The 18,114-nt window shown below is 49.2% G+C and carries 18 protein-coding genes; 6 read left to right on the plus strand and 12 right to left on the minus strand.

Annotated features, from left to right (window positions below; translation table 11 throughout):
• Positions 1-786 (plus strand): ABC transporter ATP-binding protein, encoded by a 786-nt coding sequence (locus AN963_RS26600; RefSeq protein ID WP_055747509.1) that lies wholly within the window; start codon positions 1-3, stop codon positions 784-786.
• A 206-nt stretch (positions 787-992) separates the two neighbouring features.
• Here the strand turns inward: AN963_RS26600 and AN963_RS26605 are convergent, their stop codons facing one another.
• The 7 genes from AN963_RS26605 to AN963_RS26635 all read right to left on the minus strand — a co-directional run bounded on the left by AN963_RS26605 (position 993) and on the right by AN963_RS26635 (position 7,604).
• Complete coding sequence (locus tag AN963_RS26605; RefSeq protein ID WP_055747510.1) at positions 993-1,382, minus strand: hypothetical protein; 390 nt, start codon at positions 1,380-1,382, stop codon at positions 993-995.
• A gap of 157 nt (positions 1,383-1,539) precedes the next feature.
• Complete coding sequence (locus tag AN963_RS26610; RefSeq protein ID WP_055747511.1) at positions 1,540-2,985, minus strand: sensor histidine kinase; 1,446 nt, start codon at positions 2,983-2,985, stop codon at positions 1,540-1,542.
• Positions 2,985-3,680 (minus strand): response regulator transcription factor, encoded by a 696-nt coding sequence (locus tag AN963_RS26615; protein WP_055747512.1) that lies wholly within the window; start codon positions 3,678-3,680, stop codon positions 2,985-2,987. The genes AN963_RS26610 and AN963_RS26615 overlap by 1 nt, the downstream gene beginning before the upstream one ends.
• Before the next feature lie 174 nt (positions 3,681-3,854).
• Positions 3,855-5,210 (minus strand): branched-chain amino acid transport system II carrier protein, encoded by a 1,356-nt coding sequence (gene brnQ, locus AN963_RS26620; protein ID WP_055747513.1) that lies wholly within the window; start codon positions 5,208-5,210, stop codon positions 3,855-3,857.
• Positions 5,211-5,326: 116 nt separating this feature from the next.
• Positions 5,327-5,773 carry a hypothetical protein gene (locus AN963_RS26625; RefSeq protein WP_152985729.1) on the minus strand — a complete coding sequence of 149 codons (447 nt, stop codon included), beginning with the start codon at positions 5,771-5,773 and terminating at the stop codon, positions 5,327-5,329.
• The gene (locus AN963_RS26630; protein ID WP_055747515.1) at positions 5,661-6,593 is read right to left on the minus strand and encodes a DNA-3-methyladenine glycosylase family protein; all 933 of its coding nucleotides are present in this window, start codon (positions 6,591-6,593) and stop codon (positions 5,661-5,663) included. Before AN963_RS26630 ends, AN963_RS26625 begins: the two co-directional genes overlap by 113 nt.
• Positions 6,594-6,683: 90 nt before the next feature.
• Entirely contained in the window at positions 6,684-7,604 is a 921-nt protein-coding gene (locus AN963_RS26635; protein ID WP_055747516.1) for a proline dehydrogenase family protein, read from the minus strand.
• A 244-nt stretch (positions 7,605-7,848) separates the two neighbouring features.
• Between AN963_RS26635 and AN963_RS26640 the strand changes: the two genes are divergently transcribed.
• The 3 genes from AN963_RS26640 to AN963_RS26650 all read left to right on the plus strand — a co-directional run bounded on the left by AN963_RS26640 (position 7,849) and on the right by AN963_RS26650 (position 11,991).
• Positions 7,849-9,552, plus strand: coding sequence for a sigma-54 interaction domain-containing protein (locus tag AN963_RS26640; RefSeq protein WP_055747517.1), 1,704 nt, complete (start codon positions 7,849-7,851; stop codon positions 9,550-9,552).
• Positions 9,543-10,676, plus strand: a complete 1,134-nt coding sequence (locus AN963_RS26645) for a winged helix-turn-helix domain-containing protein (protein WP_055747518.1) — start codon at positions 9,543-9,545, stop codon at positions 10,674-10,676. The genes AN963_RS26640 and AN963_RS26645 overlap by 10 nt, the downstream gene beginning before the upstream one ends.
• A 67-nt stretch (positions 10,677-10,743) precedes the next feature.
• On the plus strand, positions 10,744-11,991 hold the full coding sequence (locus tag AN963_RS26650; protein WP_055747519.1) for an MFS transporter: 1,248 nt from the start codon (positions 10,744-10,746) through the stop codon (positions 11,989-11,991).
• Here AN963_RS26650 and AN963_RS26655 read toward each other — a convergent pair.
• Together AN963_RS26655 and AN963_RS26660 are read right to left on the minus strand one after the other, a co-directional pair.
• Positions 11,963-12,508 carry a PQQ-dependent sugar dehydrogenase gene (locus AN963_RS26655; RefSeq protein WP_330218858.1) on the minus strand — a complete coding sequence of 182 codons (546 nt, stop codon included), beginning with the start codon at positions 12,506-12,508 and terminating at the stop codon, positions 11,963-11,965. The two genes, AN963_RS26650 and AN963_RS26655, sit on opposite strands and share 29 nt — an antisense overlap.
• Positions 12,509-12,551: 43 nt before the next feature.
• Positions 12,552-13,172 (minus strand): PilZ domain-containing protein, encoded by a 621-nt coding sequence (locus AN963_RS26660; protein WP_055747520.1) that lies wholly within the window; start codon positions 13,170-13,172, stop codon positions 12,552-12,554.
• 118 nt (positions 13,173-13,290) lie between these two features.
• Between AN963_RS26660 and AN963_RS31275 the strand changes: the two genes are divergently transcribed.
• Entirely contained in the window at positions 13,291-13,464 is a 174-nt protein-coding gene (locus AN963_RS31275; protein WP_161827308.1) for a DUF5325 family protein, read from the plus strand.
• 11 nt (positions 13,465-13,475) lie between these two features.
• Here AN963_RS31275 and AN963_RS26665 read toward each other — a convergent pair whose 3' ends face one another.
• The 3 genes from AN963_RS26665 to AN963_RS26675 form a co-directional block, all read right to left on the minus strand.
• Positions 13,476-14,531, minus strand: coding sequence for a tetraprenyl-beta-curcumene synthase family protein (locus AN963_RS26665; protein WP_055747521.1), 1,056 nt, complete (start codon positions 14,529-14,531; stop codon positions 13,476-13,478).
• A gap of 72 nt (positions 14,532-14,603) precedes the next feature.
• Entirely contained in the window at positions 14,604-15,521 is a 918-nt protein-coding gene (locus AN963_RS26670) for a response regulator (protein WP_055747522.1), read from the minus strand.
• Between the two features lie 4 nt (positions 15,522-15,525).
• Positions 15,526-16,806 (minus strand): sensor histidine kinase, encoded by a 1,281-nt coding sequence (locus tag AN963_RS26675; protein ID WP_055747523.1) that lies wholly within the window; start codon positions 16,804-16,806, stop codon positions 15,526-15,528.
• A 312-nt stretch (positions 16,807-17,118) separates the two neighbouring features.
• Between AN963_RS26675 and AN963_RS26680 the strand changes: the two genes are divergently transcribed.
• Complete coding sequence (locus tag AN963_RS26680; protein WP_055747524.1) at positions 17,119-18,111, plus strand: TAXI family TRAP transporter solute-binding subunit; 993 nt, start codon at positions 17,119-17,121, stop codon at positions 18,109-18,111.
• The last annotated feature ends 3 nt before the right edge of the window (positions 18,112-18,114 follow it).

An 18,114-nucleotide genomic window follows, 5' to 3' on the forward strand; every position in this document is an offset into this window, starting at 1 on the left:
ATGACGACAACGCCAAAGCTAGTGATTGATAACGTAGGCAAAGTATTCTCGACCAAGAGTGGACAAGTCGTCGCGCTGGATCAGACTTCGTTCTCCGTAGCCGAAGGAGAGTTCGTAACGATTCTCGGGCCTTCCGGTTGTGGGAAATCCACCATCCTCCGTGTGGTAGCCGGTTTGGAAGAACCATCTTCCGGTCATGTGTACTTGGATGGGAAAGAAATAAAGGGACCGGGTCCAGACCGCGGAATGGTGTTTCAGTCGTATACGCTCTATCCGTGGTCGAATGTAAAAGACAACATCACGTTTGGATTGGATCTCAAAGGGGTTCCCAAGAAGCAACAAGAGGAAATCGCGAATCATTACTTGGAACTGATCGGCTTGAGGGGATTCGACAAACACTATCCCATCCAGCTATCGGGTGGAATGAAGCAACGTGTGGCGATTGCCAGAGCACTTGCCAATGACCCGCAAATCTTGTTGATGGACGAGCCTTTCGGTGCCTTGGATGCGCAGACTCGAACGATCATGCAGGAGATCTTGCTGAAGGTCTGGGAAGAGTCGAAGAAAACCATCCTGTTCATCACCCATGATGTAGAGGAATCCATTTTCCTGGGAGATTCCATCTATGTGATGACAGCAAGACCAGGACGTCTCAAGAAGAATATTAAAGTGCCACTCCCTCGTCCTCGTGATTATCAAAACAAAAACAGCGAAGAGTTTTTGGCTCTGAAGCTGGAGTTGCTTGATTTAATTCGAGAGGAAAGTCTGAAGGCTGTTACTCCTTAAACAACATAGAACGAAGAAAAACCAAGGCCACCAGCGATAGCCTTGGTTTTTCTTATCCTTTCCTTTCCAGCAACAAAACAAAAAAGGCGGCATATAAGCCGCCTATCAAATGTATATGGTAAACCCGGGGAGGGAAGTAGAGGAGTACAAACGAACAAGTTGGCTTCTTGTCGTTACTGCTAGATTACTGCTTTCCTAACTACTGATTACTGCTTGGTTGTACTGGTTGTGCCAGACTGGTCAGTAGAACCACTGTTCTCTGTTCCAGTTGTTCCTGTCGCACCTGCAGAGCCTGCGTCAGACTTGCTGTCTGTGCTGCTGTCACTCGAAGTGCTGGAGTCGGAGCTGCTAGAAGATCCAGTTGTGGCGCCTGAATCGGATGAGCCGCCCGTTGCAGCATCAGGTGTTGATTGATCTTTGGAAACCGAGTTATCGGTCGATTGGTTGTTTGTAGTGGAGGAGCTATCCGGTGTGGTCGCGCTACCTCCTTCTTGTTGGGTCGCTGGTTCTGGTGTACCTGTATTGCTAGAGCAGGCAACCAAGCTACCTGACAGGAGCAATGCGACAGCTGCGATGGAAACCCATCTTTTATTCATGTTCATTCCCCTTTCATTCCTTGGCTTCGTGACTCTCTCTCCGTCACACTTATATCGTAACGGGCAAAGATAATCATTCTGTGAGGAAGATAGGAAAAAACCATGATCAAAATATGAAAAAAGTATGACCTTCACCTGGCGGGCTTCATTCACAGGATCAGATTGATTGACGAGAGGAAGCCATGGTTGGAAGCCATACCGTAAACGTACTCCCTACGCCTGGCTCACTCTCTACATTCCATTTACCCTCATGGAGCTCCACCAGCTCTTTGACGATAGCCAGCCCCAAGCCGGTACCCTTGTTGTTTTTTGAACGCCCTCGATCCACTTTAAAGAAACGCTCCCAGATCCGATGCAGATCGTCCTGCGAGATGCCAATTCCCGTATCCGCCACTTGAATCTTGACGTACGACTCCTCTGCAACTGCGCACAACCGAATTTCTCCTTGTTCCGTAAACTTCACCGCGTTTTTCACAAAGTTTTTCAGAATTTGCGCGACACGATCTCGATCTGCATAAATTTTCGGCAGGTCATCAGCCAGCTCCACCGCAATGGCAAGTCCTTTTTCTTCGGCCTCCGCACGAAACGAGAACGCTACCTTGTTCATCACTTCCGCTACATCTACAGGGAACTTCGCCAGATTGACCTCGTTATTCTCCAGCTTCATCAAATCCATCAGGTCATCGACTAGCCGATTGACTTGCATCGTCTCCGAGTACATCACAGCGTAGTATTTCTGCCGAGCCTCTTCTTCCTCTACCAAGCCATCCTGTAGCGCCTCCAGAAAGCCCTGCATGGCTGTCAGTGGCGTTCGCAGCTCATGGGATACATTTGCGAGAAAATCATTTCGGACTTGCTCCAGATGGTGCCGTTCCTGTTCGACCCGCTCCAGCTTTTCTGCCATCGTGTTGATGGTCTGCGCGACGTCACCGATTTCGTCGGACGTATCCACACGTACCCGTTCGGCATAGTTGCCCCTGCCAATCTCTGCAGCCGTCCTTTCAATCGTTCGCAACGGACGGGAAATCGACCAGGACAAGTAAGAAACCATCGCAGTCGAGAGGAGGACCCCAAAGAGCGTCGCCCACAGAATCGTCTCGCGCATTTGTCCAAAGGTTTTCTCGATCCCTTCGATCGGGGCATGCAAGATAATACCCCCATACACCTTCTCGCCCTCTCCCCACGGTACCGACACAGACAGCATCGGGTCTTCCAGTCCTTCGATTTGCAGCTCCGTTACCGCGCTCTTACCTTTTAGCACATTATCTGCAATCGAGACGGCCACTGATTTGCCCGTAAACACTTCGTCTTTCATTGAGGTCGCGACAATCTTTCCGTCCTTGTCGAACAACCAGATTCGCGTGTCAAATGCTTCATCCAGCGAGACGAGCTGATCGATCAGCCTCTTGTTCACCTGATCGTAGTTCTGAATAGCGACATTCACTTTCTTGGCCATGCGCAGCATTTCTTCTTCTTTGGAATCGTAAATATACTCCCTTGCAAAAAGAGAAATGAGCAGACCCGAAATACCCAACCCAACGAGAACAGTGGCCAAAAAACTGAAGAGCAGCCGACGGAAGATGCTTTTCGATGTGCCTAGCATCAGCTTTCCACCCCGAACTTGTAGCCGATCCCCCAGACAGTATGAATGCATTCATACGGGAGATTATCCAGCCGTTGTCGGATCTTTTTGATATGGACATCAATCGTGCGCACGTCCCCAAAGTAGTCAAAGCCCCATACAAGCTCCAGCAGCTGCTCGCGTGAGAATACACTGCCTGGTGACTTTGCCATCTGCACCAGCAAGTCAAACTCCTTGGGTCGGAAGTTGATTTTCTCACCCGCTGCCACCACTTCCCGCTTGTCTACATCGATCGTCAGCTGATCAAAGGCGAGTGGCTTGGACACGTCCTCCACAGCTTTTGTTTTCGGCTGCATCCGGCGTAAAATAGCGCGAATCCGCGCAACCAGCTCGCGCGGACTAAACGGTTTTGTCACATAGTCATCCGCGCCCAGCTCCAAACCGAGAACGCGATCGAATTCTTCATCCTTGGCCGTCAGCATGATGATGGGCGTGTCCCACTTTTTGCGAATTTCCCGACAAGCCTCAAAGCCATCCATCTGCGGCATCATCACATCCAGAATCACCATGTCTGGCGCTTCTTTTTCCATCAAATCGATGGCTTGCTGACCGTCATTTGCAACGACTAAATCTATTTGTTGTTTCAAAAAGTAAAGGCGAATAATTTCGCGTACATTTGGATCATCGTCAGCTACTAAAACCTTTGTTGGTGCCAAAGCTAACAACCTCCCTTCCGTAAAAAACCTAGTTCAGACCGGCAGGCTTTTTCCTATGGTAACACAGATACAGGGGCTTGTGGACGGATGGAAGTCCTAGCTGGCTGGAACTAGAAGGAAAGAAAAGAAAAAAAGCCGGGAACAAATCCCGACTCCTTTCATGTTCGATTCGAATTACGTATTGCTCGGCTTCTCCTGATAGACCTCTTGCTCCCCTTTTCGCTTCGGACGCAAGCTTCCCCACAGAAAACCGAGCAAGGCCCCTGCGATCGCTGGGAGCAACCAGCCGATGCCTTCTTTATAGAGGGGAAGATGCTCGTATACATCCGTAATTCCCCTAACCGGCAAACCAATCAGAGCAGCCCCATCGACCAAGCTGATCGCCGCCGTAACCACGATGGCGCCTACGTAAACGGCCGAGTAGCCTTTGAACCATTTGTGAAAAAACGATACGAACATCAGGACAATCCCAATCGGATAGATCGCCATCAGAACCGGAACTGAGAATGCAATCAGTTGGGTCAAGCCAACATTCGCTACAGCCGCACTAAACACGCACAGAATAGCAGCCATGGTGCGATAGGAAATCGAAGGAATCCGATCCGAGAAGAAGCGTCCGCATGCAGTAACCAGCCCAATGGATGTCGTCAGGCAAGCCAATGTCACAGCCAGCCCCAAAAGCATAGAACCAAACGATCCAAACAAATGTTGGACGACAGTAGTCAGGATTTGCCCCCCATTTTCAGACGCACCCAATGAAATGCTAGTCGCTCCCATGTAACCTAGCGCGAGATAGACAAGCCCCAAACCGATCGCTGCAATGACCGCAGCCTTGATCGTCGACGTCGTGATTTTCTTGCGATCCGTCACTCCTACTGCCTGTACGGAAGCCGTCACGACGATACCAAATACCATCGCTGCCAAGGCGTCAAGCGTCAAGTAGCCTTCCAAAAAGCCTTTGATGAACGGAGACTTCTCATAGGCTCCAGTCGGTTGTCCCATCTCTCCAATCGGATTGAACATGGTCCCAACGAACATGACACCAATAATGATCAACAAAGCCGGTGTCAAAATTTTCCCGATCCTGTCTACCAGTTTGGACGGATTCAAGCTAAGCCAGTACGTGAGAGCAAAATAGGCAATCGTCGTAATGAACAACGGTACCCAGCTTCCCTTTGCGGACTCTGGCAGGAACGGCATGACTCCCATTTCGAATGTAACTGTACCGGTTCGCGGTATCGCCAGAAAAGGACCAATCGCCAAATATACGACAAAAGTAAACACAACAGCAAAGACAGGGTGTACCCTTCCTGCCAGCGTCTGCAAGTTTCCTCCACCAAGACCCACTGCAATAACACCTAGCAATGGCAAGCCTACACCCGTGATGATAAAGCCAAGCATGGCTATCCACACGTCAGTTCCCGCAGCTTGTCCCAAAGCAGGTGGAAAGATCATATTGCCCGCTCCGAAGAACAGGGCAAACAGCATGAGTCCTACAGTAATGGTTTCTCTCGTTGATAATTCTCTCATGTTGTTCCCCTTTATATTTTTAATAATAATAAATTTTAGTTTATTATAAAGGAATTATTAATGAAACAACAACCTTCATTTTTTTCTAATTTATTGGAACAAAAGATCGTATTTCATCATTTTTCCTGTATCGGACTTAGTATTTCTACTTCGATGATATTCCATTCTCGCCATGAGACTCTCTCCAGAATAAAGAGCAGGGTAGCATCTGAAACAGCGCGTACCCTGTTATCCCGCTCATATATGATGGATTCCCATTGTGCAGTAACTTGCGGGCGATTGTCAATGCTCTTGCCCCGATCCTTGACATGAAGCTCGTATGTACCCGCATGATTGCTTTCAAAATAAGAAACCATTTCCCGAACTTTTTCCAGCTGATCACGCTGAACTGTCAGACCGGTCGTGTCTTGGTCCCTCACGTGCTCGATGGCCGATTTGACGCTCCCATAGCTACTCCCAGGTCTCTTTCCGTCTGACAGCTCCGACGGCTTCCCAAATGTACAGCGAGCATACACTTCGCCAAGGCGCCCAATCTTCACCGATGCGGCGGATTTCTTTTTCATCTGGCTTTTCCGCCAAACCGTACACCATGTGAATGCCGTTTCGCAGGCCAATGTCCGCAGCAGGCAGCAGGTCAGGTCGGCCCATCCCGAACATCATCAGGCACTCCACGGTCCATCTGCCAATCCCTCTCAACGACGTTAAGTAAGAAATAATTTCTTCATCCTCCATGTGCCAAACCCGGTCCAGATCAATCGTTCCGTTTACAATGGCGCGAGCGTAGTCGATGATGTATTCTGCTTTTCGCTGGCTGAATTGCAGAGGACGCAAATCAGAGGGCTCTAGTCTGGAGACAGCCTCCTCCGTCGGGAATGCCAAAAATTTGCGACCTTCTTCATCTTCCAACGTATCACCCGCCAATTCCAGCAAGCGCTGAGTAAGCGAAGCAGCAAACACCAAATTGATTTGTTGACCGATGATCGTCTTTACCATGCATTGAAACAAATCCGAATCTAAAAAAGGGCGCAGACCGCGAAATCGCTCGGTCAGAATCGCCAGCGGTTGCTGCTCACGCATATGTATGTAGATGGGGGTCAGGTCAAGATCGGCACTAAACATATGCCGGACCGTTTTCTCCAAAAGCTGTTGCTCTGCAGAAGTGAGCGTCGACTCCGTGTGCAAACGAATGAATGGCTCTTCCATAGAGCCTGCAAACTGAAGGCTGACCAATACAGGGCGTGCAGCGACTCGAAATACACGGCGAAGCGTCTGGCCCTGCACATCCACCAGCAGTTGCGGATCCGGATGTGTCTCCAGCCGGCGTAACAGCCGTTCAAAGGAGTAAGGGGGTCGTAAGGAAATGGCAGTCTCGTACAAAACCATCGCACCTTCCTAGATTTTCCACCATAATAACACAAAACACCCCCGGAACTCATCCGGAGGTGCCATTTGTCATTTCGCGATCTTGCTCTTTTACTTGGTAAACATCCCTTTGAGGACGAATTTCACGTTTGCCGGGCTCTCAGCCAGACGACGCATGAAGTAGCCATACCAGTCGTTGCCGTATGGTACGTAGACACGCATCTTGTAGCCTTCACGTGCCAATTCGATCTGGGACTGAGTGCGGATCCCGTACAGCATTTGGAACTCAAATTGAGTCCGCGGGATGTCGTGTTCTTTCACCAGCTTTTTCACGTACTCAATGATCGCATCGTCATGTGTGGCGACTGCAGCATAACCACCGTTGAGCAAATGCTGCTTGATGATTTTTTTGTAGTTTTCATCCACATCTGGCTTGTTCGGGTAAGCAACTTCGGGAGATTCCTTGTAAGCGCCTTTTACCAAGCGGAAGTTAACCTTTTTATCTTTGAGGCTATCGATGTCATCAGCTGCCTTGTACAGGTATGCTTGAATCACGGTACCTACGTTGGTGTAATCTTCCAACAGCTCGTTCAAGATCTCCATGGTGACATGATTGTGCGCGTAGTCCTCCATGTCGATTCGTACGAAGATGTTGCCATTTTTCCGAGCGGCATCCAAGATACGGCGCATGTTGCTCATGCACAGCTCGCGGCTGATGTCGAGACCTAGTGAAGTCATTTTCAGCGACAGGTTGCAGTCTACACCAGACTGATGGATCGCTTCAATGGTTTTAATGCAGTAATCAGCCGATTCATTTGCCTCTTCCACACTAAAGACGAATTCGCCCAAGTGATCGAGTGTGCAAACGAGACCTTTTTGATTCAAGTCACGGACTGCCTTGATGGCTTCCGCAATGGTCTCACCCGATACGAAGCGGTTCGCACCGAACCGAAGACCCCATTTCTTAGCAGCTGCGTTCAGCGTTTGGTTTTTAGATAAAAATAGAAAAAAGTCCTTCATAGCTTGTTCCATCGTTGACTGTCTCCTCCTCAACGTACTCTGCATCCTTTTTATTAGCATGAATCATGCCAAACCTAATCACTTCAAGATGCTTTGTATTTTCATTAAAAAGGGCTCGTTGTCTGATCAGGGATCGCACAAGTTATTTCAACACATATGTACAAGCTGTGTCTATTCTTGTACACTTTTGATTAGATGAAGTTTCGTGCACGACAAGAAAGTGGTTTTCTTGTTAGTTTGGATAGGAAGTGATGATTTGAAACCATTATTCTCACTGGATAGTGTTGTCTTCTCCTTGGCCGCTCCCGTCAATCCTGATGACATCAGAATACGCACGGGCGAAAAAGAAGGTGTATGGCAGAATGGAGAGCACAACGTCCACGTATTGGTGGTCAAGGAAACGGACTCATTAGAAGCAGTCACCAAAGAGCTTCGTTCTGCGTTGAGTGAATCCTCTTTGCCCGCACTTGTCACTGTCGATGAAAACGATACACCCACTGGCATCATTACTCCCAGTCAGTTGCTCGCCTACTATCTCAGCTTGATTCAGAATCAGTCTGTGTTGTTGCGAACCTTGATGGACACGATGAGTGAAGCCACTACAATCGTGGATTCCCGAAATGTCGTGCAATACTGGAATCGTGCTGCGGAGAATATTTATGAAATTGACCGTGTGCAAGTGATCGGCACTTCTCTGGATGAGCATTTTGCCAGCGAGTCGATTCGTCTGTTGGATGCGTTGCGGCAAGGAACTTCCGTGCAACGCGTATACCACATTCCCCGCCCAGATAGTCACGTGCTGATCAATGCTGCCCCGATCCGCCTCGAGGGTGACATCATCGGTGCCATCTCCATCGAACAGGACATTACCGAGCTCGTCCGACTGAACGAAGAGCTCGCTCACACGACAGCACATCTGCACACGCTGCAGCAGGAGATGAGCCGATTTCATGCGGCTGATGATCCTTTCTATTCGATCAAAGGGCATTCCGCCTCGATCCACGCTGCCATCTCATCCGCACAAAAAGTGGCTCAGACAGACGCTACCGTTCTGATCTATGGAGAGAGCGGAGTTGGCAAGGAGCTATTTGCCAAAGCCATCCACCAAGCGAGTCGACGTCGGGAAAAACCGTTTATCGCTATCAACTGTGGAGCCATCCCTGCTGCCTTATTTGAAAGCGAGCTGTTTGGCTATCAAGGAGGGGCTTTTACCGGCGCTGAAAAAAAAGGAAAGCCAGGCAAGCTGGAATTGGCCCACGGAGGCACGCTGTTTCTCGATGAAATCGGTGAGCTGCCGCTGGAATTACAGGTCAAGCTTCTCCGCGCACTGCAGGAACGGCAGTTTTATCGCGTAGGAGGGACGGAGCCCATTACCGTGAATACTCGCATCGTCGCGGCAACCAATCGCCATCTGGAGCAAATGGTAGCAGATGGACGGTTCCGTGAAGACCTGTATTACCGGCTCAATGTCTTCTCCCTCGAAATTCCGCCTTTGCGTGAGCGGCGTGAAGACCTACCCGAATTGGTGCAGATTTTCATTCAGGAATACTCGGTCGTCCACGAACAGCCTGTTCCGCGCATCGCGTCTGAGGTTATGCAATCTTTATTCGATTACAGCTGGCCTGGTAACATCCGTCAGCTCCGCAATGTTATTGAGCGCTTGTCCATCCTGCAGGAAAATGGCGTCATCTTGCCAGAGCATCTCCCGTCTGCTATTCGCTCGCATCAAGCGATGGAGTCTGTCAGTGCGTATCAGCCGCCTGTTCTGTCTCGCCCAGCACCGCATGCGATGTATCCTCCTGCACCCAGTGGAGCCGAACGGGAACGAATTGTCGCGGCATTGGCTCGAACTTACGGTAACAAAAAAGCTGCCGCTGAATTGCTCGGAATCTCACGCGGAACGCTGTACAACAAAATGAAAAAATACGGCTTACACGAGGAGTCATTTAGATGGGAATGATTTCATGGTCGGATGAGCTGTTCCAGGTTCATCACGCTGACGAAACCGTTTCGCTTTTGCCCAAGGAATACGCCTTGTTTCAATATCTATTCACGTGGAAAAACCGGACATTCAGCCGGGAAGATCTGCTCGATCGGGTATGGCCGTTAGAAGACCCGACTGATCGGACCGTCGACGACCACATCTACCGTCTGCGCCGCAAGCTGCAAAAGTGGTCGCATCTCTTTACCATCGACACGGTACGGGGAGTCGGCTACCGCCTCTCGTGGAAGCAGCATCAACCGCCCAAGCCTTCTGCTCTCAACCGCGACTTTTCTGATTCCATACGTAATTTGATGGAGACGTATCATGGCATGGGAATGGGGGCAGCCATGCAGACGCTCTCCACTCATCAAGAAGTCCTCGGATTTTCGATGGATCCTTTTTACGACATGTACCTGCACTTCATACGCGGCGATTTCGTCTGGTTTATAGAGACAACCTCCTTTCCATTGCCAGAAAAGCTGTTTTATCTATTTCACATCTACTACATGGCTGAGACTGACCCGCGAAAAACGGTGCGTGTCTTTAAACATGTGGAGTCACACCAAGATCAAATGCCCACCTCTTTTCGCGATGAACTGCAAATAGCCGCCGTGGGCTTGTATGCGATGGCCGGCTTACTAGCAGAAGCTGAGCAACAACTGGTGAAAGCGACACAAATCGTGGATGGTATGAATTCGGAGAGCTTTACCCTATTTCTGAACGCGGAGCAAACGATGCTTGCCCTCCTGTCCAATCGCTTGGATGAGGCAGAAGAGATCATTCGCCGCTCTGCGGAGAAGCTGCAAATGGTTCCTATGCAGCGTGAGTTGGGCAGCTTTACCCTTTCTCGCGGAATATGTATGTACCTAAGAGGGGAACGAACGAAAGCTCGTCAATTGGTCGATGAGGGGATCGAAATCATTCGCGCAACCAAATTTATGCCTCATCTGATCTATGCCGTGCACTCCTTACAGTTTTTTTTGCAGACCTTCGAATGCGATGATGAATGGCTGAGAAAGTATAAAAAGGTGTGGACAGAGCTGACCAGCGAATTCAAGTTTGAAGAGCTTAAAAAATCGATCCTTTCCATCATTTCCTGAACCGTCTGATATTCCTCTGACAATTCCCGCTTAGTATCAAAGGGAATCGTTCGATGGAGGGATTATCTTGTTACGAGAAAATAAGACGTTTCGCATATTGTTCTTTTCTTATGGATTGTCGACGTTGGGGGACTGGTTTGATTTTATTGCCGTGTCGATCCTGCTTGCATTTGTCTGGAAAGCGGATCCGATGATGATGGCGTTCTTGCCGATTGCCTATGCTGCACCGGGTATTATTCTAGGACAGTTTGCGGGGGTGCTCGCCGATCGCGTGAACAAAGTCAGAATGATGATTCTCATGGACGTCTTTCAGGCTGCATCTACCCTCTTACTACTGGCGATGCCTGATCCAGTATCGTTCTTGATTGTCATAGCCTTGCGCTCCTGTGCTTCTGTGTTCAACGATCCTGCGCAGCAAACGTTGACGCGCCAGATTGTACCTGAGCATCAGCTGTTGCAGGCGACTTCTTTAAACGGCGCGGTCTTTCAAATGGGGAAACTGATCGGACCATTGATCGGCGGGACGGTCGCTGCGTTTTTTGCCCCTGCCATCTGTCTGATCGTCAATGCCTGTAGCTTTCTTTTGTCTGCCGTGCTGCTCCTCTCGATCCGAAATGTCGAAAAAAACACTACCTCTTCCCGCGTTCACACTCGCGAAAAATCCATCCCGCTTCATCTAGCCTGGCGAGAAGGCTGGGGCATCTTTTTGCAAAACCGCATCCTGTTGTTCAGCACGATTTTTTCTCTCTTTGCCATGATGGCGATCCAGCTAGCCGATGCGCAGTTGCCCGTCATCTTCCGAGAAAAAGTACCGCTTCACCCTGAGATGGTCGGATATGTGGTCAGCGCTGTCGGCTTGGGAGCCTTGCTTACTGTGACATGGCTGCATCGTCAAAAAGAGCTGCGCTCGTACGGCTGGATTTTGGGAGGCGGAGTCTTTTTGATCGGGATTTGCTTTTCGTGGATCGCTTTATACCAGCCAGACAGCAACCGTTATTGGATGTTGGTTGCTGCCTTGTTCGCAGGTGTCGGGACTGGACTCACGACAGTCGGCACTAACTACCTCGTCCAAAAGGAAACACCGCGTGAAGCACTCGGGCGAGTCCGGGGAATTATCGACTCCCTGACCAGCACGACGTTTATCATTGCGCCCCTCATGGGTGGCTGGCTCATGACGGTCTGGGGACCCAGTCTCGCCTTTTTACGAGTCGGCGCAGGGATTGCTGCGATTGGTTTAAGTGCACTTCTACTCCAGCGCCTCATTTGGGGAAAGCGGAAGACAGAAGTTACGGTTGTCTCGGAACAAGCCGGATAATTTTGTCATCGTCATCTCGGGGGGTGCCACGGCCATCCCGGTTGTTTGTTAATAAGTAGAGGGAGCCGTCCTTGGCTTCGAACACATCACGCAGACGGCCATTTTCCCCTTGCCAGAAAGATGTCGCTTTCACCACCGTATCCGGACGCTCCGGGTCCAGAGTGATCTTTTGCACTTGCATCCCTCGCAGGTTGGCGACGAGCAGTTGACCTGCCCATGGACCCTTCGTCACGAAGGTCATGCCTGATGGTGCCCATGTCGTATCTCCACTGTGGATAATCGGAGTGGCCATCCCCTCTTTTTTCTGGTCTCCCTGAATGACTGGCCAGCCGTAGTTGACTCCATTTTGGATTCGGTTGATCTCATCATGCGCAGATGGACCGTGCTCCGAGCTGTACAATAAGCCATTTGCCGGATTCCAGGCGATGCCCTGCGGATTGCGGTGTCCCCAACTGAATACGGGTGAACCAGGAAAAGGATTGTCTGCTGGTAGTGAGCCGTCCAATTGAATGCGCAAAATTAAAAAATTGGCCCAGAGCGAACCAATTCCTCAAAAGGGTCTATTCAATTTTGACTTTTCTGCGCTCCTCAATTTGACGCTGCAAGATATACTTGCGCAGATTGTGGAAGTGACGCGCATTGATTCCTTTGATTGTACAGCCTAACATATGATGACGTCCCTCGATCCGCTCGTGGATGACCTGTAGCTCTGCCTTGATGACCCCGTCTGGCCGATTGCGCCCATGCAGCTCAGCCGAAAAGAGGATCGGCTGCTCCTCGGGAATCGGCTTGTCTGAACGGAAGGCCAAACCACCCAGGCTCAGATTGACCAGATCGACCATTTGACTGTATACGGAAAACAGCGAGTCTGGCTCTTTTGAGGGATACTGAATCCACCCTTTCAGTTCCATATCAAATCGCGGGTAGCGACGCCGTTGCTCACGGAATTCAACCGCTGTCGGCGAATGGAACAAAAAGAGCCGATTGTTTTCTTTGGCCACGACCACTGCCTCAAAATTATTAACAGATTCATAGTCAATCGTCAGCAAACAAGGGAGCTGATCCCCTACCGTCACATCTACCTGACAGGGAAAGACGGCTTCGATCAGATCCCCTTCTTCGTATGTAACATTGCCTTCTATCATCCGATTGCCTTTTTTAATTTGTAATATGCTTTCCATCTGCGGTCTCCACCACTTCGCACAATATTTTACCGGGTTTTTCAAATTCTTTACCTGGATGTTTTTCGCGGAAAATAAGGTATAATGGGAACATTGACAGATAGGAGGTTACAGTCCGATGAATCGTTATCAATTGGTAACATTAGCTTTGGCATTTTGCGTAACCGCCTGTCTCATCGGAGTTGGCATTTCCATTGGGGAAAATAGCCCCCTTGGTATCCTTGGCTGTATCGTTGTTGCCTTCTCATTGATGGGATTTGGCTTTTCGTACAAGCGCAAGAACATGCGCTGACCCCTTTTCCGTTACCTTCTCACAAGCAAACTATTCACATAGAACAGCAGCGATGGCAAGCCTTTCGCCTGTTTTAGCAGCTGTTTTGCAATGGTGTAAATACGTGGCTGGCTGCGGTTTACTTTTCGATCTGCCAAGTAAAATGCAATGAGCCCGTCCACGATCATACGGTGAAATGAAGGATTTGGCAAGCGTCTAACGCTTGCCTTTGCTTGTTTTATGAAATATTGTAAACGATCCGTTGCGTCCCGCTCCGAGTCATAGTAACTGACGAAGTTTAGATCCCCGCCCAGTCTGTCTTCTTCCAGGTCAATCAAATAATCAAGCAAAATGTGCAAGCCGCACAACCACGGGAAGTAAGCCTCACTCACCTCACGGATCTGCTCATCGGATACATCCTCCTGCGTCGCCAGACAGAACAGGGCAAAAATCCCGATCGTTGAGCCTGTTACCGCCGCAAACTCCTGCCAGTACAGTTCCCCATACTTTTCCTCATATTTCCCCCACCACTTCAGCAGCTCACCTTCCCGTAAATGCGGGGCAATGTGCTTGTACACTTGAAGATCGCTGTACAGGGTCGAAAACTCCACTACTTGAGGCTGAATCTTGGTAAAAGCGGGCAATTGTGCCGCATATCGCTGACAGGTCTGAACCAGTGACATCAGATACCCGCCGTCGTCCTTTTCTTCCCGATATAGATAGTAGTCTCGCAATGGTGCTCCCGGTGTAAGGGCATCTTGCATGGATACGTGAAGCTGCCGAAAATCTTGCGGATCTAAAGACGTGCTGCGATCACACAGGTTGTCCAAATAATCGCTAATCGTTTGATAGGCCACAATCAGCGGCACGATCGTCTCTACGTATGGAATCACCTGGGCGGCGTACACCGATCCTCCCTGGCAATGAAATTTCTTCGTGTTCATACTATCTAATGCCTGTTTTCTCAGTTCCGGATTGGGAATGGTCTGCGCTCGCTCACGCCAAGCCGCAAACTCTCGTTCCAGAACAGGTTGGACATGGCGATAGACTCGATACAGTAGCTGCCATGGATTACGCAGTTCGCTCACTTGCTTCCCTCCCAACACAACAATAGTGATATCTTACCACATTTGCTGTCTCGCACCAAAAAAGCAATTGTATTATCCGATCCTGCGTTTGGATTCCATATAAAGAACGAACATGAATTTCTTTGTGTTGATTTTCGTGGAAGACAGGGCCGTTTCTTTTTGCGACTCCAGTTCGCGCATACGTTTGCGCACCTCGGTAAAGTCAAAGAAGGTAGAGGCATACGTCTCGAATTTGGGATTGCTGTAGTCCGTCAGCCCAAGGGAGGCTAGATGGGTCAAAGCCTGGTAGATGGCGCGACGAACTCGCTGCTCTGCTGCCTTTATCTCTTTTTGTACGAGGGCTGCTTCCTCGGTCCCCAGTTTGATTGCTGCGACTTGTAAAAAAATCTCTTTTAAGGAAGGGAAATTTCCGTCTCCGGATTTTTCTTTTTCCCAGCGATGCAGATACTCCATCATATCGAGTAGATCCCTTGACCCCGTTTCACTGATCATGCCCAGCTCCGTCAGCAGAAAGCGTGCGGATGTGGTGATGCTGCGCTCCGTGTAGACCTGCTCTTTTTTCGGTTGACCCGCATTTCCTCCGAGCACACTCAATGAGCGCTGGATACCTTCGATCGATTGCTGCAAGAGTATCCTCTCACGTACCTTTTGCATGACGCTGATCACTTCCAGCCTGTTTACAGGCTTGGTGATGTAGTATTCGATCCCCAAAGAGTACGCCTCTGCAATCATCTCTTTGGATTCGATCTGCGAAATCATGACGATCTTTCCAGGGTAGTCCTGCAATTGGCGCACTGTCTCAATCCCGTCACGATTTGGCATCAACAGATCAATCAGGAGAATATCAGCCCGTTTCCATTCCAGAAAATCACGGTCAATCTGCGAGCCGTCCTCCGCCTCCCCACAGACTTCACCCAAGTCGGCATCTTCAATGATATGAGTGAGCATGGATCGAATAGCGGGATCATCATCTGTAATGAAATAACGCATACTTTCACCCTTTCTGAACGAGACTGGCAATTGGTAATCGTATGATGAACAAAGTCCCGCGCTCTTGCTTTTCTTCCGAGATCTCGATGTGACCTTGCAGGTTGTCGATCACTTCCTTTACATAACAAAGGCCGATACCCGTAGATGGCTTTCCAGACACATCGTATTTCGTGGTAAATCCGGGCATGAACAACAGCTCTTTGTCCTTCACCTGAATTCCAGGACCGTCATCCGCAACGGAAAATTGAATCCATTGGCGCGATTCTGACAAAGATGCCGAGATCGATACCGTTCCTTTGTCTTGAATGGCCTCTACTGCATTTGCGACCAAATTATTGACGAGTGACAAGGTCGTGTAAATATGGCAAGCCAGATAAGGAGCAGCTACATCCGACTCAAACCAAATTGTTTTCCCCAACAGACGTGCGTACTTCTCCTGCGCACGTACGATCATGGCGATCAATTCTCCCATGGGCATGTAGTCGCGTTCATTCTGGTCAGAAATCAGCTTGGAGAGTCCTGCATAGATACGCTGATTGTCTTTCTTTACTTCATGGACTTGTCCCGCGATCGAGAGTGCCTGCTTGGAGTAACGATCGATCCAGTCGTCAGCGCCTTGTTCTTTCATTTTCCGGTAGAGATCGTAGCATTCACGGGTGATGTCCTCGACCTGATGCAGTGTCTTTTTCAGATGAATAGATTCCTCGTACAAGTTGGAAATTAGCATCAAAACGCGTTCATTTCGGTTGCGCTGTTGCTTCTCCATCCATTTTGCCTGCCGAAGCTGAATGATGTTAAAAAAGCTGAGGACAAAAAAACTGCGGATGAGTGCGATGGCTGTAATGGGACCGATAACCGACAATTGCAGAACATTGTCCCACGAAGAAGAACGAAACGACAGCTCGACCAGATTGGCTCCGATTTCAGCGGCCGTTCCGAGCAAGCCCACCCAGAGTGGCAAATGATGAAACAGGTTTACACGGAAGAGGGAAAACAATCCGGCAAACGTGGCGTAAAAAAAGAAAGCTGGCAAATGCATATGAAACGAAACGACGACATCAACAACGTCCTGCGACAGCCAGTCCAGAATGATGCGAAACAACACAACCGTCGCACCCGTCAGTACTCCCGCTACAAACGATGGCCGCAGCCACAACAGCAAAAAGAAAAAGGCTGTCGTCCCAAAGCTGATTCGAAAATCGTCCTGAAAGGGATGAAACTTTAATTCTCCCGCAATTGGCACGGTGAGTAGCATGACTAGAAGAATATAGAGGTTCTCTCTCATCGATGATTGCGCTATCCTCCAACACCCCTCATGGAGCAGATTTCCCAAATTAGAAAACTTGGCTTTGCCAAGCCTTGGCGCCGGCGAAGCCTTAGTTGCGCTTATACTATCATCCTTAGAAATTTTATACTTTCAGATAGTACAAGATTCGACATCTATTTTACTATATTCTTTTATAGTTTTTTGTAGTTTTTTATAGCTAAGCGCTTACACTTCCATGAGATAGTGTCCTTACGGCTATGAAAAAACGTCTGTTTATTCAGAAGTGGCACTATATTTATACAGTAAACATTTAGATAAGGGGGAATTCTCATGAAAAAACGCAGTACGCTTCTCTCGCTGACCCTGCTCTTGACCATGTCCTTGGTTACAGCATGTGGCGGCGGTGGCAACGCAGCTCCAGGAGGAAATACCAGTGGCGGCAGCAACGATCCGTCACAGCTGGTCATCGCTACAGGCGGTACAGGTGGTACTTATTATCCACTGGGCGGCGGAATGGCTGACCACATCACCAAAAACGCTGGTATCACAGCAACAGCTCAAGCAACTGGTGCATCCGCTGAGAACATCCGCCTGCTGCGCGACAAAAAAGCTGATATCGCTTTCACGCAAAATGATATCGCTGAGTACGCAGCAAAAGGTACAAACATGTTTGAAAAAGATGGAAAAATCGAAGCATTCCAAGCACTGGGCGCTCTCTATGACGAAACGATCCAAATCGTAGTGTCCGCTGACAGCAACATCAAGACCGTAGCCGACCTGAAAGGCAAACGTGTTTCTGTAGGCGCACCAGGTAGCGGTACCGAAGTAAACGCTCAACAAATTCTGGAAGCGTACGGCCTGAAATTCGAAGACACCCAATTGCAACGCCTCTCCTTTGCTGACTCTGCCAAAGCAATCCAAGACGGACAGCTGGATGCTGCGTTCCAAACAGCTGGTACACCAACAGCTGCCATCACCGAATTGGCTGCAACAACAGGCGTAAAAATTATCCCGATCGAAGCAGACAAGATCGACGCGATCATTGCCAAATATCCTTTCTATGTAAAAACAACCGTTCCAGCTAACACGTATCAAACCGTACCAGAAGAAGTGACTACCGTTTCTGTTAAGTCCATGCTGGTTGTACGCGCTGATTTGAGCGAAGACCTCGTTTACAAAATGACGAAGGCAATCTTCGACAACACAGACAAACTCGGTCATGCAAAAGCAAAAGAAATCAAGATGGAAAGCGTATTGGCTGGTGTGAGCTTGCCTGTACATCCAGGAGCGAAAAAGTACTTTGATGAAAAAGGCGTGAAATAGGAT

The sequence above is a fragment of the Brevibacillus choshinensis genome, assembly GCF_001420695.1.
GTDB lineage: Bacteria > Bacillota > Bacilli > Brevibacillales > Brevibacillaceae > Brevibacillus > Brevibacillus choshinensis.

Coding starts and splice junctions, on each gene's coding strand:
- AN963_RS26660 (WP_055747520.1), bottom strand. CDS start 13,172: ATGGAAAGCATATTACAAATTAAAAAAGGCAATCGGATGATAGAAGGC.
- AN963_RS26625 (WP_152985729.1), bottom strand. CDS start 5,773: ATGAAAAAGAAATCCGCCGCATCGGTGAAGATTGGGCGCCTTGGCGAA.
- AN963_RS26600 (WP_055747509.1), top strand. CDS start 1: ATGACGACAACGCCAAAGCTAGTGATTGATAACGTAGGCAAAGTATTC.
- AN963_RS26605 (WP_055747510.1), bottom strand. CDS start 1,382: ATGAATAAAAGATGGGTTTCCATCGCAGCTGTCGCATTGCTCCTGTCA.
- AN963_RS26630 (WP_055747515.1), bottom strand. CDS start 6,593: ATGGTTTTGTACGAGACTGCCATTTCCTTACGACCCCCTTACTCCTTT.
- AN963_RS26635 (WP_055747516.1), bottom strand. CDS start 7,604: ATGGAACAAGCTATGAAGGACTTTTTTCTATTTTTATCTAAAAACCAA.
- AN963_RS31275 (WP_161827308.1), top strand. CDS start 13,291: ATGAATCGTTATCAATTGGTAACATTAGCTTTGGCATTTTGCGTAACC.
- AN963_RS26680 (WP_055747524.1), top strand. CDS start 17,119: ATGAAAAAACGCAGTACGCTTCTCTCGCTGACCCTGCTCTTGACCATG.
- AN963_RS26675 (WP_055747523.1), bottom strand. CDS start 16,806: ATGAGAGAGAACCTCTATATTCTTCTAGTCATGCTACTCACCGTGCCA.
- brnQ (WP_055747513.1), bottom strand. CDS start 5,210: ATGAGAGAATTATCAACGAGAGAAACCATTACTGTAGGACTCATGCTG.
- AN963_RS26670 (WP_055747522.1), bottom strand. CDS start 15,521: ATGCGTTATTTCATTACAGATGATGATCCCGCTATTCGATCCATGCTC.
- AN963_RS26610 (WP_055747511.1), bottom strand. CDS start 2,985: ATGCTAGGCACATCGAAAAGCATCTTCCGTCGGCTGCTCTTCAGTTTT.
- AN963_RS26645 (WP_055747518.1), top strand. CDS start 9,543: ATGGGAATGATTTCATGGTCGGATGAGCTGTTCCAGGTTCATCACGCT.